Below are 13,017 nucleotides of genomic sequence, written 5' to 3'. Positions count from 1 at the left end.
GTTTGGTACGATTCTTCGACAAGACGCCGCCGGAAATCATTTTCCATATCGGTCACTTCAAGACCGGGACGACGGCGCTTCAGGTTTTTTTCCAGGCCAATCGCGGCAAGCTGGCGCGGCAGGGGCTGGTTTACGCCCGGACGCATGAAAAGCTGGCCAAGCATTCGCCGCTTGCGCATGTCCTCTATCACGAGGCGGGCGTGCAATCGCTGCTCTACAATTTCCAGCCCCCCGCCCCGGCGCGCGACATGTGGCAGGCGCTGTTCGACGAGGCGCTGGCGCTGAAGGGCGGGCAGTCGCTTCTGGTCAGCAGCGAGGAATTCATGCGGCTGGGCGCGCATCCCGGCGCCGAGGCGGCGCTGCGGGCGCTGATCGACACCGTGCGCGACAGGCTGCGCTTTCGCGTCGTGTGCTATCTGCGCGCGCCGCAAAGCCATCTGGAAAGCTGGTACAACCAGCTGATCAAGATCGGTTTCGACGTGCCCGGCTTCGATACCACGGTCGAGCAGGTGATGGAGCCGATCCACTGGGATTACGCGCAGGCGCTGCGGCCGTGGATCGACATCTTCGGGCGCGACGCGGTGATCCTGCGGGGCTTCACGCCGGCGCTGCGCCGCGATGATGCGATGTACCGCGATTTCCTGAACGCGATCGGCCAGCCCTTCCCCGCCCGTGCGGGAACGCCCGATGCCGATCCCAATCCCCGGCTCGATGAAAAGCTTCTGCCGATCAAGCGCGGGATGCAGCATGTGCCGGCGCGGCGGTGGGTCAAGACGGCGATGATGCAGGATGTGGACAGCGCGCTCGGCGCCGAGACCCGCGCGCCGCAATGGTCCGAACCGCGCCCGCCGCTGACCTTCGAGCAGATCCGCGACCGCGCGTTGACGGGGCTCGACACGCTGGCGGCGCTGCCGGGCGCGGCGCTGGATCTGGCGGCCATGCGCGCCGATCCGCCCCGCCCGCAGGACCCGGCGCGGCGCGAAACCGCCGAGATGTTCGCGATCCTGTCCAGCGAGATCGCCCGCCTGCGCGAAAGGCTGGCCACGCAGGCCCAGCGCATCAAGACGCTGGAGGATCAGCTGGGCAAGCCGCAGGCCCCGGCCCCGGCCAAGGCGCCGGACGAGACTCCGGCCAAGGCGCAGGGCAAGGCTCCGGGCAAGGACAAGCCGCAATGAGAATCCTGTATTACAACTGGGCCGATTACCTTGATCGCGAGCGGCGCGGCGGCGGCGTCAGCGTCTATCAGCGCAATGTCATCAACGGGATGGCCGCGCATGAGGACATCGAAACCGCCTTTCTGTCCTCGGGCCTGTCGCAGGAATTCCTGCGCCGCAAGCCGCATGTGATCACCGTCGAGGGTGGCAAGAGCCCGCGCTACACGCTGGTCAATTCCGGCCTGATCGCCCCGTCCCATGCCGATTTCGGCGGACGCGCGCAGCTTGACGATCCGGCGACCGAAGCGGCCTTTGCCGATTTCGTCGATCGCACCGGCCCGTGGGACGTCATCCATTTCAACAATCTCGAAGGCCTGCCCGCCAATGTGCTGAACCTCAAACGGCGCTGGCCCGGGACGAAATTCGTGCTGTCCCTGCACAATTACTACCCGTTCTGCCCGCAAGTGAACCTGTGGTATGCCGAGCGCGAGCATTGCGACGATTTCCACGGCGGATCGAGCTGCACGCGCTGTCTTGCCGCCCAGCCCGAGCCGCGCTCGATCCGCACGGCCTATGCCATCGCCTGGACCTTCGCCCGGACCGGGCTGGGACCGGGGACGCGGTTTTACGACCATGTGTTCCGTCCCGCGATGCGGCTGGCCTGGCGCAGCCTGCGGCGCATCCTGAACGTGCGGCGGCGCCGCCAGATGGCCGAGCCCGTGCGCCTTGTCGCCGCTGGTGCCGGCGCGGGGGCGAGCGCCAGCGCGCAGGCCGCGCAGGGCGGCAACGTGCCGACCGTGATCCCCCCCGCGAGCGACGACCAGCGCCGCGCCCATCCCAAGCCCAGCAGCGCCACCCCGGCCGAGGCTTTCGCCCGACGCCGCGCGCGCTTCGTGAGCCTGATCAACGCACATTGCGACAGCGTGCTGTGCGTGTCCGACCGGGTGCGCCAGATCGCGCTGCATCACGGGATCCATGCCTCGAAGCTGCAGACCAGCTATATCGGCTCGGCCGAGGCGGGCGAATGGCACTACAGCCGCCCGCGCACCACCTTTCTGCACGAAGACGGCACGCTGCGGATCGCCTATCTGGGCTACATGCGCCGCGACAAGGGCTATCACTTCCTGATGCGCGCGCTTGCCGCCCTGCCCGCCGAACTGGCCGCGCGCGTGCGGCTGAAACTGGCCGCCCTGCCCGGCGACGGCGAGGCGATGGGCCTTCTGGCCGATCTGCGTGGGCATCTGGCCGAGGTCACGCATATCGCCGGCTATTCGCATGACGACCTGAAGACCATGCTGTCCGATGTCGATCTGGGCGTGGTGCCGGTGGTGTGGGAAGACAACCTGCCGCAAGTCGCCATCGAGATGCATTCGCGCCACATCCCGCTGATCACCTCGGACCGCGGCGGCGCGCAGGAACTGGGGCGCTGCAACGACCTGGTGTTCCGCGCCGACAGCATCGACGCCTTCCACAGGGTGATGTCGCGGCTTCTGGACGGCAGCGTCACGCCAGCCAATTACTGGGCCAACGCCATCGCGCCCGTCAGCGTCCAGACCCATATCGAAGAGCTTCTGCAGATTTACCGGGAAACGCCATGAAAGCCGTCATTCACATCGGAACGCAGAAGACCGGCACGACGACGATCCAGTCGTTTCTGGCCCTGAACCGCCCGGCGCTGTCCTCGCAGGGGCTGCGTTTCGAGCCCTTCACGCCCCGCAACCCCGCGCAGATGGAGCTGGGCCTGACCGCCATCATCCGCTCGGGCGGCGAGCTGGAAGCGGCGAACAAGCTCTACGCCATGGGCGTCAAGGGCCGCGCCAGCCAGGAAGCCTATGTCGACCGGTTCGAGGCGATGCTGAGCAAGGGTGTGCGGACATGGCCCGAGCATACCTATCTGGCCTCAAGCGAGCAGATCCATGCCTGGTGCCACACGCTCGACCGGATGCAGGCGCTGCACGACACGCTGAACCGCCATTTCGACAGCGTGCGCTACATCGTCTATTACCGCCCGCAGGACGAGTTCATGCTCTCGACCTATTCCGAGGCGATCAAGCGCGGCGAGTTCCAGACACTCGACCAGCATATCGACACGATGCTGCCGAAGATGAATTTCTTCCGCCGCGCGCGCATGTGGGCTTCGGTCGTGGGGCAGGAAAACCTGACCGTCCGGCTGTTCGACCGGGGCGTGATGAAGAACGGCGATCTGCTGGATGATTTCTGCGCGGTGGCCGGGATCGATCGCGGCCCGCTGGAAGATCCGCCCTATCTGAACCAGTCGCTCAGCGCCGAAGAGGTGGATCTGTCGATCCGGATCGGGAAATGGACGCCGTCGCGGCTGAAAAGCGGCGGGCCGAACCCGCTGTTTCACGCGGTCATGGCGCTGAAGCGGCGCGGGCTGAAACAGCCGGGGTCGAAACTGGTCCTGAGCGACGCGCAGCGCGAACGGATCCGCGCCGCCCATGCCGAGAGCAACGAGCGCCTGCGCGCGCAGTTCTTCCCCGACCGCGAGCGGCTTTTCACCAGGTTCTGAGCGCCCTCCCGGGCCCGGCGGCTTTCAGCCGCCGCAGACCCGCCGCACGAAAGCGGCCTGATCCCACGGCACCGAGATTTCGGGATCGTGGATCACGTCGCGCCCCTCGCCCACCAGCGCCAGATACTTGCGGTATTCCTCGGCATTGTTGAAATGCTGGCTGCGCGCGACCTCGGCCTGCGCCTTGGCGCGGAAATGGGCGTTGTACTTGAAATGCGCGAACAGCAGCTCGCGCCGGGCCAGCCGCGTCTCGGACACGTAATGCAGCCCCGCCGACAGCCGCATCCACGGCCGATAGCGCAACAGCGCGTATTTCTGCGCAACGAACAGATCGCTGCGCGAGCCGGGGATAAGCCGGTGACGCAGCGCGCTGGTCCATGTGGGCGAGTTCGAAAACGGCCCCAGCGCCATCGACGCGGTGAGAAACGGCTCGCGCTCGACGAAGCCGGCCTGCGCGAAGGGATCGCCGCTCTTGAAATCCGCCGTCGAGAGCGAGCCTTCGGGATACATGTCCAGCATGAAGATCCGCGCGGCATCGGCGCCCTCGAATTCGGGCGATTGCACCAGCGTCGGCAGATCGCCCGACCGGTCGAGGTTCCAGAACAGGAATTCGTCTGCATCGACGGCCAGCGACCAGCGCCCGACACGGAAATTCGACATCAGCGCCTGTTGCCATGCCACGCCGTAGCCCGACTTGCCGTATTCGGTATCGACCGAGAACAGCGCCACGTCGGGCTGCTCGGCCAGATATTCGAAACTGCCGTCATCCGAGCCGTTATCGGCGATCAGGAACCCGCCGACGCCCAGCTTGCGGTAATGGTCAAGGAAGGCGGGCAGGATGAACATCTCGTTGCGCAGGCAGATGACCGCCGCCACCTCGGCCTCGTTCACAGTGTCGAGCCTTGCCTGCGAAGACACCAGATCCAGCGCGTTCGAATTGAAGCCCAAGGTAACCGGCTGATAGCTTGGCCAGATCTTGCGGTCGAGCGGGCGGTCCTGATCCATCCCGGCCAGTACCTCGGCCATGCGGTCGACGCCGTCCAGATGCGCCAGCTTCACCCGCGCGCCCCTGAACGGCAGGAAGCCGTTCACCCATTGTGGCACGATCGGACCGCCCGGTGCGGTGCGGCGCAGGACGCTGACATGATAGCCGGTATTGTCGAGCCCGATATTGCGCAGGCTCAGCAGGTCGCCGACCAGCTTGTCCTCCATGAAGGACAATTGCTCCAGCTCGCGCCCCTCGGCCGTCTGCGCGGCCTCGACCAGCGCGGCCATCGCCACGCGCGACAGCGAATAGCCCGTACCGCCATCGGCATAGGTCGACGGCTCGGGCGACTTGTCCAGTTCGAAGCGGCCCCGCTGCGAGCGGGACTTGCCCTGATGCCACGCGCGGTCGACCTGCCCGCGCGAGCGATGCAGCCGCCGGCCATGGTAATCGGCGCCCCGATGCGCGAGATCCCCGAACCACGCTTCGGGGTCGATGAAGCAATCGTCGTCGACCTTGACCAGATGCGCGAAATTGGTGTGTTCGAGCACCCATTTCGCCAGCGCGAGGCTCTTTTGCGGCAGCCCCTCGTAATCGTCGGGCGCGTCGAGATAGACGACATCGCCCTCGCGCCGCCCGTCGCCATTGCCCACGAAAACAAGAAACGGCACGCCCATCGCCTTCAGAAGCGGCAGCCATGTCTCGCGCATGATCCGGACCCGGGTGTCCAGATTGGGCTGACAGGTATAGACGCAAAGCAGCGTGTTCTGAAGCGGGCTGGCCGCCTGCATCAGGTCGGCGGCGCGGTCGTCGATCGCCTCGAGCGGCGCGGCGGGAAGACGGTGGGTCAGAAGACCGGCAAGCGCGCGGATGTCCGGCCTGTCGCCATGCGCCCTGTTCAGAGCATGAAACGACATTCCGACCAGCGACGAGGCCAGGAGCAGCCCGGTGGCCACCCTGTCGGACAGCTGCGTCGCGACAAGGCGGCGCGCCTGTTCCAGCACCTGCCCGGCTTCGTCGGCGCGGCCCCGGTCCAGAAGCCCGCGCGCGGTGGCAAAGGCCAGCATGATGCCGACGAACCGCCCCTGCGCGCCCGAAATCGGCGGCAGGGCCTCAAGCCAGCGCGTCAGCGCCGGGGCGTCCGCGTCGCCGGCGAGGATGGCCTCGGCCTGGGCGCGCAGATGATTGTTCTGATCCGCGAAAGGCAGGACGACGAGCTGTTCGTTACAGCGCTCCAGCCCGCGCAGGGCCTCCTGACGCTGGTCCTCGGTCAGGTCGACCCGGGCGCGCGGGAAGGTCAGAAGCCGCAGCGCGCCCTCGGCCGGATCCATGCCCGCCATCAGCGGGGCCAGCGCCCCCCCCATCGCCGTCTCGGCAATGCCCAGCGGCCCGAATAGTTCGCGCCGGAAACGGACCATCGCGCCGGTGCCGAGTTGCCGGTGCAGGTTCAGCGCGTGATCGACCCGCTCGGCATCGGCGATCGACAGAACCGGCCCGTTCAGGATCGCGGCCTCGATCGGCTCGAAGACCTCGCGCATCGCGCGCAGGCTGTCGGGCAGAACCCAGCCGGTGGCGGCCTGAGCCTCGTCCACCATCGCCCAGAAGCCGGGATTGAGCGCATAGACCTTGCCCGCAACCCAGATCGCGCGCTCGCGCACTTCGGGCGGCAGCGCCTTGTCGCGCGACAGGATCGCCACGGTCGCCCGCATCAGGCGCTGACAGGTCATGTGGCTCCAGTAATCGCCGCTGTGCCATTCGATCAGGTTCAGCGCGCCGGCCAGGATCTCGCGCGCAACCCAGTCGAGCGGCAGCGTGCCATCGAGCGCCGGCGCGCTTCGTGCCGCCTGTTCCATCACCCAGGCGATCACCGGCGTGTTCAGCCAGTCGCCGCCCGGCGCGGCGATCTGGTGCATGGCCTCCATCGCCTCCTGAAACCGGCCTTCGCCGTAATAGAGCGCGATCATCAGCGAGCGGGCCGAGCTGATCGGCCAGTCGAGCGGTCGGTACGGCAGTCCCGCATCGCGCCGGTAGCGCAGCAGATCGTCCATCCGGTCGTTCTGCGCGAACCAGATCATCAGCCGGTACAGGAACATCAGTTTCAGCATGTCCACCGGGGCGACGGGCGTGCCGTCCGCGGTGGCGGAAGGCTCCACCTCAGGCAGGCGGCTCTTCGGCAGATTGGCCGCCTGAGCCGCAAGAATCTTCATTTCGGCGTCAAGCAGCGCCACCGGGTCGCGCAACGGATCGGCGCGCATGGCGACGGTGAAACGCTCGACCGCCTCGATCGCCGGCTGCTCGGGATCCTCGGCCACAGCCGGGCGCAGGGGCGCCGCCCCGGCCGACGCGCGCTCGGGCAGGTAGTCCTTCAGCTTGAACCGCTCGGCCGCCTTCGACAGGACGCCCCAGACCTCGGGCGACAGGTCGTCGCCGATCTCGGCGAACTTGACGTGTTCGAGCGCCTGCAGGGCCGCCCGGTCGTTCTGATCGAGCCCCCCCGCGCGCGCCAGCTCGCTGATCCGTGCGGCCAGGTCGGCGCGGGTCAGAGTCATCTGCCCCAGCATGGCGCCATCCCGCGTGGTCATCGTCAGCACGAGCGTGTCGCCCGCCCCGGTCCAGATCCGGCCCGGCGGCAGCGCGACCATACCAAACTCGGCCCGGGCGCGGTCGGCCGCAGGGACGATCAGGCGCAGCGAGGCGCGGAACGTCTCTTCCATCCCGGCGATCCGCAGCACCCCGTCGCGCGCGTGTTCGGCCCGAAGCTTCCGCACCACCGCTTCGAACGAATCGTTCAGGTGCAGGCCGGTTTCGTTGCGCCAGCGGTCGCTGGACGTGTCCAGAACCATCCGGTCATAGGCCGACCAGCCCGTGACATTCACCTTGGCGATCTGGTCCAGCCGGGGAAAGCCGCGCCGCATCAACATGCGCCCCGACAGGTCCAGCCGGGGCAGCGAATCGAACAGCCCGATGCGCCGCTCGTCGACATGCACCTCGGCGGTGCCATTGGCGAAAACGATCTGAACCGGGGTGAGCCGGTTCTCGAACTCCATGGGAAAGCGGATCTCGCGGCGCCAGCCCTCGGGCGCCTTACGGTTCACCACGACCAGCTTCTCATCGCGCCGGACCGACAGGTGAAAGGGAATCTCGGTTTCGGCGTCGTTATAGAAATCGAGGTTCAGGACGAAGCCGGCGGAAAAATCGGCCAAAGTCCAGAATCTTGCCCCTTGGGCGGTACGAAAGGACTCCATTCAAACCCTGCCATTCAATCGACACTGCATCGCAGCATTAAATCCGGACCTTATGGCAAGCGCTGCTACGCGATGCAACTCTGCCTCAACGCCGCCCGCGAGTCAGCATCCTGCGTGCCAGAGCGGGCGTCTCGGGGTCGGGCTGACCATGCGGTTGTGCACGCGGATGGCCGGGTCCCCAGCCCGACAGCAGAACCAGCCCTGCCGCCAGCGCCCAGCGCAAGGCGCCGCGCAGCCCTGTCAGGCGCAGCAGGCGCAGATAGACCTGTCCGCGCCATCCCGGCGCCAGCCCGGCCTCGGGCAGATGCGCCACCGCGCGCCGCAGCGCAAACAGGCCGCGTCTGTCTGCCATGAAATCGGGAATGCAGGTGACCGCGTAGCGGGTATAGACGACATGGCGCGCGGATTGCGCCAGTTCGGTCACGATCATCTGAACCGAAAGCGGATCGCCGCGAAGCGCCTGGCGCTCGGGCATCGCGGCCAGCAGGTCGCGCCGGAGGATCCGGTTGCCCAGCGCGGGATATTGCCGGGTGACCGCCCCCTCGCCCATCGCGATCCTTCCCCCGGTCGCAGGCAGGGCGGTCGGATCGAACCCCAGGGCGGCGTTATTGGTCCAGCCGTCGTGATAGCCCTGCCGCTCGCGCAGCAGCGCCCCGATCGCCAGATCGCAACCGCTTTCCATCGCCAGGTTGAGCAGCCGCTTCAGCCCGTCCGGCGCGGGGATCTCGCCCGGGGCCAGCACGATCACCCAATCGCCGCGCGCGATCTCGCCCAGCCGCCGCGGCGTCAGCCCTTCGGGCGAGACCCGCTCCACCACCTGCCCGGACGGCAGGGTTTCCGGCGCGTCGGCGGCGGTGACCAGAAGCTCGAAATCGCCCTGCGCCGTGCGGTCGAGCGCCGCCAGCGCCCGGCCCGGATCGGGATCCAGCACGAGGATCGTCAGCGGCGTTTCGCCGGCCAGCACCCGGCCCAGCGCGCGGCTGATATCCGGGTCCCAGTCGGGCGACCATTGCGCATCCAGACGGTCGAACAGCGCGTAGGTGGCGGTCAGGAACCGGGTCCGGCGGGCGCGGTCGACCAGCACGGCCGCGCGCTCGTGGACCAGCCGGGTCGCCAGCCGGTCGAAAGCCTCCTTGCCGTGGGCCAGGGCCGTCAGCCGGGGATGCAGCCGGTCGAGCACGCGCAGCTGATCGAAGACCCGGTCGTCGTCGCGCCCGGTGATCTGGCCCGCCCGTTCGCGGCGATGCAGGTACAGCGGTTCGGGCGTATAGGCGAGCGCGGGCGCGCGGGCGACCATCTCCCAGAACACCTCGTGATCCTCGAACCAGATGCCTTCGGGAAAGCGCAGCCCGTCGAACAGGCTGCGCCGGTAGAGCTTGTTCCAGGCCGAGGGAAACACCCGCACGGCCGCGCGCGCATCGTCCAGCTGCAGGATCTGTTCGGCGTTCAGCGGTTCCGAGGCATGCAGCGCGGGATGGCTGATCCGCGTCCCGTCGGGATAGGCAAGCTCGATCGCGCAGGCGGCCCAGTCGGTCCCCTGCCGCGTCAGCGCCCCGTGCAGCCCCGACAGGTAGCCCGGCGCATAGGCGTCATCGCCGTCGAGAAAGGCCACGAACCGGCCCCGCGCCTGATCCAGCCCGGTATTGCGCGCGCCCGACAGACCCCGGTTGTCCTGCCGGATCACGCGAAAACGCGGATCCCCCGCGCAGGCCTCGGCCGCGACCGTGCCCGAGCCGTCGGTCGAGCCGTCATCGACGATCAGAGCCTCGAAATCGGTCAGGCTCTGCGCCCTGAGACTGGCCACCGCCGCGCCGACGTGATCGGCCACGTCATGCACTGCGACGATGACGGAGATGAGCGGTTCGTCGGTCTGCGTCATGGCGTGCCCCGCGCTCCGCTACGTCTTTCAGGCTTGCCTCCGCGCCGCCTTGGTGGCCGCCCCGAGGTCTGGTTTCCGCTTGTTCTCCACAATTCGCAACGATATTCAAGGCGCGTAGACGGTTAGAGGACGAACGGATGTCGTCAGGCGATGCCCAGAGCACCGACATAAAGGGTTATGTGTTCGTGGTCACTTATGGGCGTTCGGGATCGACACTGGTCCAGAACCTGCTCAACGCGATCGACGGGTACTGCATCCGCGGGGAGAACGCGAACGCGGCCGGTCCTCTGGCGCAGGCCTGGGTCAATGTCCGGGACAACGACGTCATCCGCAGCCATGCCCGCACAGGTGAGACGACACAGCCCAACAACCCTTGGTACGGGGCCGAGAACTGCAATCATCGCCGATATGGCGATGCGCTGGCCCGGACCTTTCGCAACCAGATCCTGATGCCGCCTGCCGGCACCCGGGTTACGGGGTTCAAGGAAATCCGCTGGGGCAACAGCTTCGCGGATCTCAGCAATACGCTGAATTTCCTGCACCGTTTCCTGAGCCCGGCCAAGTTCGTCTTCAACACCCGCAATCTGGACGAGGTGGTGCGCTCGGGCTGGTGGGCACAGCAGGACCCCAGCGAGGTCAAGAAGCGGCTGTCCGCGACCGAAGCGCTGTTCCATCGCTACATGCGCAACAATCCCGACCGTTGCCATCATATCCATTACAACGACTATACGAGCGACCACAGCAAGCTGGAGCCGCTGTTTGCCTTTCTGGGCGAGGACTACGACCCCGAGCTGGTGTCGAATGTCATGTCGCGGAAGCTGATGCACCTGAAGAAGACTGCGGAATAGGCGCGAAACCTAGGCCCAGGGCGGACTGCTTTTTGCTTTGCTATCCAGCAGCAGAACGGGCGCGACAAGAAGTAACGGCTTTCAGCCCGTTACAGGAACCGCAGCGCGCAAGACTTTTTCCAAGGCATCCTGCGACAGGTAGCTAAACATCCAAGCTCGCATTTGCTCACGCGCTTCTCGGTAGTCCGGAACATCCGGAGCTGCCGTTTCCAGAGCAAGCAAAGAATCGGAGCCAAGCAATGTGTCGTTATACCATTGGCACGCTTCGCGCGCGTTCCAACGAAGGATAGCCGCCATGGCAGGATCTTCCAGCTTAAGCGGCGGAAGATCTTTCAGGGCGAGATCCTCGCGCAGACGCCGGATCACTTGCCGGCGGAGCTCCAGATGTTTCGGCGCCTGAACGGAAAAACTTTCGTTCTGCGCCATGAGCCAAACTGTCGCCGCACCGCACAGGCTTTCATTCACGCGAGCCGCTTTTTGCGACACTGAAACAGGACGATCGGCAATAGAAGAGACAACATCGAAGAAATCATCTGCAACGTCACCGTTCTTCAAGTGTTTGCGGCTGAAATTCCGCGCCACAACCTTTTCGGAACCGATCTTCTCTAGCATCGCCGGCAGATGCGAGTATGCATAATATTGGTAGGCTACAGGGGTTTTCAGATTGCGAAACCGTGCGCCCCCTCGGATCAGCTGATTCAAGTGTGAGTTGTATTGCTCCACGGGGTCACGAAGATAAACCACGAGGGTTAGATCGTCGAAAATCCCGCTCAGGGCATCAAGAAGCCCGTTAGGGTCAGGCGTATTGAAGAAATGCTCGCTAGAAATGATCGCGAAATCATGGTCGCTCCGGGCGACCTGTTCAGCGAGTTCTCTCCAGCAGGCGTTGCTCCACGAAACAGGGTCAGGAATCTTCTCAAAGGCATGCTGCACTTGAGGAGGCCTCGGACCCTTTGCCGCTTCAAAACGTTCTGAAAGCGCTCGATCATTCGGACCGCGCGACGGCCAGTAACAGAAGAAGCCTTGATCCGACAGCTCCTGCCTGTTGTCGCGGATGTTACTCTGAATTGCGGTAGAGCCGGCTTTCGGGGCACCGATATGAACGATTGCACGCATGGAAATCTTATCCCGAGTTGCCCGCCGAACCGCTTTGGAAGAGTCATAGCGTGCCGGCTGAAGGCACCAATGATAAAGTGAAATGTCTTGCCCCGTCGGACGGGACAACGGCAGAATAAAAGGCTGATCGCGGCATCCAAGTTGATTTTCGATGCCGCGACCCGTTGGCAGTGTTTTTCCGAACCTCAGCCCTTCTTCAGGCAGCGCTGGCCCAGGACCTCGGCGATCTGCACGGCGTTGAGGGCCGCGCCCTTGCGCAGGTTGTCCGAGACGCACCAGAAGTTGATGCCGTTCTCGATCGTCACGTCCTGACGGATGCGGCTGACATAGGTGGCGTATTCGCCCACGCATTCGACCGGCGTGATGTAGCCGCCCGCCTCGCGCTTGTCGACGACCAGGATGCCGGGCGCCTCGCGCAGGATCTCGGTCGCCTCTTCCCAGTCGAGGAAATCCTCGAACTCGACATTGATCGATTCGGCATGGCCGACGAAGACCGGAACCCGGACGCAGGTCGCGGTGACCTTGATCTTGGGATCGACGATCTTCTTGGTCTCGGTGACCATCTTCCATTCTTCTTTCGTGTCGCCGCTGTCGAGGAAGACGTCGATATGCGGGATCACGTTGAAGGCGATCTGCTTGGGATAGACCGAGGGCGCGACCTCCTGACCCGGCACGAACACGCCCTTGGTCTGGTTCCACAGCTCGTCCATCGCGTCCTTGCCGGTGCCCGACACGGATTGATAGGTCGACACCACGACGCGCTTGATCTTCGCGCGGTCATGCAGCGGCTTCAGCGCGACGACCATCTGCGCGGTCGAGCAGTTGGGGTTCGCGATGATGTTCTTCTTGGTATAGCCGTCGACGGCGGCGGCGTTCACTTCCGGCACCACCAGCGGCACGTCGGGGTCGTAGCGGTAGAGCGACGAATTGTCGATCACCACGCAGCCGGCGGCGGCGGCCTTGGGCGCGTAGACCTTGGTCGCGTCCGAGCCGATGGCGAACAGCGCGATGTCCCAGCCGGTGAAATCGAAATGCTCGAGATCCTGGCATTTCAGCGTCTTGTCGCCGAAGCTGCATTCGGTTCCCAGCGAGCGACGCGAGGCCAGCGCGGCGATCTCGTCGACCGGAAACTCGCGCTCGGCGAGGATGTTCAGCATTTCGCGGCCCACATTCCCCGTGGCACCGACAACAACAACCTTGTAACCCATCAGATCCTCCTTGGACGTACGGACAGGCATGACCGCCCCGCCCGGAAGGACA

General features: G+C 65.6%; 8 protein-coding genes. 4 read left to right on the top strand and 4 right to left on the bottom strand.

Translation table 11 applies throughout. The features are described from left to right. The first annotated feature begins 2 nt into the window (after nucleotides 1-2). Genes C4N9_RS14995 through C4N9_RS14985 form a run of 3 tightly spaced genes read left to right on the top strand, consistent with a single transcriptional unit; the run spans nucleotide 3 to nucleotide 3,684 of the window. Nucleotides 3-1,175 carry a hypothetical protein gene (locus tag C4N9_RS14995; RefSeq protein ID WP_109534158.1) on the top strand — a complete coding sequence of 391 codons (1,173 nt, stop codon included), beginning with the start codon at nucleotides 3-5 and terminating at the stop codon, nucleotides 1,173-1,175. Then, nucleotides 1,172-2,752, top strand: a complete 1,581-nt coding sequence (locus C4N9_RS14990; protein ID WP_109534157.1) for a glycosyltransferase — start codon at nucleotides 1,172-1,174, stop codon at nucleotides 2,750-2,752. Before C4N9_RS14995 ends, C4N9_RS14990 begins: the two co-directional genes overlap by 4 nt. Then, nucleotides 2,749-3,684, top strand: a complete 936-nt coding sequence (locus C4N9_RS14985; protein WP_109534156.1) for a hypothetical protein — start codon at nucleotides 2,749-2,751, stop codon at nucleotides 3,682-3,684. The genes C4N9_RS14990 and C4N9_RS14985 overlap by 4 nt, the downstream gene beginning before the upstream one ends. A gap of 24 nt (nucleotides 3,685-3,708) precedes the next feature. Here C4N9_RS14985 and C4N9_RS14980 read toward each other — a convergent pair whose 3' ends face one another. Together C4N9_RS14980 and C4N9_RS14975 are read right to left on the bottom strand one after the other, a co-directional pair. After that, nucleotides 3,709-7,872 (bottom strand): glycosyltransferase family 2 protein, encoded by a 4,164-nt coding sequence (locus C4N9_RS14980; RefSeq protein WP_168192247.1) that lies wholly within the window; start codon nucleotides 7,870-7,872, stop codon nucleotides 3,709-3,711. A gap of 127 nt (nucleotides 7,873-7,999) precedes the next feature. Beyond that, nucleotides 8,000-9,793, bottom strand: a complete 1,794-nt coding sequence (locus C4N9_RS14975; protein WP_109534154.1) for a glycosyltransferase family 2 protein — start codon at nucleotides 9,791-9,793, stop codon at nucleotides 8,000-8,002. Between the two features lie 137 nt (nucleotides 9,794-9,930). Between C4N9_RS14975 and C4N9_RS14970 the strand changes: the two genes are divergently transcribed. Further along, nucleotides 9,931-10,641 carry a sulfotransferase gene (locus C4N9_RS14970; RefSeq protein ID WP_109534153.1) on the top strand — a complete coding sequence of 237 codons (711 nt, stop codon included), beginning with the start codon at nucleotides 9,931-9,933 and terminating at the stop codon, nucleotides 10,639-10,641. An 81-nt stretch (nucleotides 10,642-10,722) separates the two neighbouring features. Here the strand turns inward: C4N9_RS14970 and C4N9_RS14965 are convergent, their stop codons facing one another. Together C4N9_RS14965 and C4N9_RS14960 are read right to left on the bottom strand one after the other, a co-directional pair. After that, complete coding sequence (locus C4N9_RS14965) at nucleotides 10,723-11,757, bottom strand: hypothetical protein (protein ID WP_146195172.1); 1,035 nt, start codon at nucleotides 11,755-11,757, stop codon at nucleotides 10,723-10,725. Nucleotides 11,758-11,942: 185 nt separating this feature from the next. Then, entirely contained in the window at nucleotides 11,943-12,965 is a 1,023-nt protein-coding gene (locus tag C4N9_RS14960) for an aspartate-semialdehyde dehydrogenase (RefSeq protein ID WP_109534151.1), read from the bottom strand. Nucleotides 12,966-13,017 lie beyond the last annotated feature (52 nt).

The organism is Pararhodobacter marinus (assembly GCF_003122215.1).
Taxonomy (GTDB): domain Bacteria; phylum Pseudomonadota; class Alphaproteobacteria; order Rhodobacterales; family Rhodobacteraceae; genus Pararhodobacter; species Pararhodobacter marinus.
The sequence above is the reverse complement of the archived record's forward strand: the minus strand, read 5'-3'. Positions and strand labels throughout refer to the sequence as shown.

What these genes read in the sequence shown, in the direction of transcription:
- C4N9_RS14990 (WP_109534157.1), top strand. Translation starts at nt 1,172, where the DNA reads ATGAGAATCCTGTATTACAACTGGGCCGATTACCTTGATCGCGAGCGG.
- C4N9_RS14985 (WP_109534156.1), top strand. Translation starts at nt 2,749, where the DNA reads ATGAAAGCCGTCATTCACATCGGAACGCAGAAGACCGGCACGACGACG.
- C4N9_RS14975 (WP_109534154.1), bottom strand. Translation starts at nt 9,793, where the DNA reads ATGACGCAGACCGACGAACCGCTCATCTCCGTCATCGTCGCAGTGCAT.
- C4N9_RS14970 (WP_109534153.1), top strand. Translation starts at nt 9,931, where the DNA reads ATGTCGTCAGGCGATGCCCAGAGCACCGACATAAAGGGTTATGTGTTC.
- C4N9_RS14965 (WP_146195172.1), bottom strand. Translation starts at nt 11,757, where the DNA reads ATGCGTGCAATCGTTCATATCGGTGCCCCGAAAGCCGGCTCTACCGCA.
- C4N9_RS14960 (WP_109534151.1), bottom strand. Translation starts at nt 12,965, where the DNA reads ATGGGTTACAAGGTTGTTGTTGTCGGTGCCACGGGGAATGTGGGCCGC.